Raw genomic sequence first — 864 nt, 5'->3', positions numbered from 1 at the left:
GATCATCAGCCTCCCGGCCGTGGTGGACCAGGGCATGCGCGGCAAGGTGCGCTGCCTCCGAGACACGGGAGGGGTCTGCTCCGCCCGCGAAGACTTCGAAGTCCACGGGCGCGAACGGCTTGGGCTTGTGATGCCGAGGGCTGTTGTCTACATATTCGCCGTCCATGGGTCGAGAATACTCCTGCACCTATTGGGGGGCTAGGTACGCGGAAAACCCCGGCCAAACCTCCCCGCGGATGCCGGGTGCCGCCCGCCCGACCGGGTGCGATAAAGTAGACACGTTGTTCGGGCTGACCGGACAGTGTGGGCCTTTAGCTCAGTTGGTAGAGCATCGGACTTTTAATCCGTGGGTCGTGGGTTCGAGTCCCACAGGGCCCACCACATGTAGCAGAGCATCCCCGTCGAACCATCGGCGGGGATGCTCTGTTTCGGGGTCTATCCCTTGATCGCACAGGGCAACGTTGCCTTATGGCAACAGCCATTGACTCCGGCCGCCAGGAAGCCTGTACTGGAAGGGAAGAGACTCTCAGTACAGCGGCACCGAAGATGCCGAAGGGATTCCGATGACCGCCCTGTTGGCGATACCCGTCCAGACGGCGCTCGCCGTCGTCGTCATCTGTGCGCTCATCGCTCTGACGGCGGTCGCTGTCTCACGGGGGCTGGAGCGCGATCAGGACCGCGACGGCATCTTCTGGACCGGTTTCACCGGAGGCTTCGCCTGTCTGGGCGCAATGACCGGAGCCATGGTGGTGATTCCGGAGACAGCGGCGATCACGGGTCTCACCGGCCTGCTGGGCGTCGGGATGGCCGCCGGCTGGGTGTGGCGCGGTGAGCAGGAGCGGGGCGCCCGCCGTCGTCGTCAGG

1 protein-coding gene and 1 tRNA gene are annotated in these 864 nt (G+C 64.8%); both read left to right on the top strand.

The genetic code is table 11. From position 1 onward, the window contains the following. The first annotated feature begins 305 nt into the window (after window positions 1-305). A tRNA-Lys gene (locus X803_RS0108445) sits at window positions 306-381 on the top strand. Between the two features lie 182 nt (window positions 382-563). Next, window positions 564-864 (top strand): hypothetical protein (locus tag X803_RS22225; protein WP_035778304.1); only part of this gene is annotated, 301 nt, incomplete at its 3' end.

The sequence above is a fragment of the Arthrobacter sp. 35/47 genome, from assembly GCF_000520475.1.
GTDB lineage: Bacteria > Actinomycetota > Actinomycetes > Actinomycetales > Micrococcaceae > Arthrobacter_D > Arthrobacter_D subterraneus.
The sequence above is the reverse complement of the archived record's forward strand: the minus strand, read 5'-3'. Positions and strand labels throughout refer to the sequence as shown.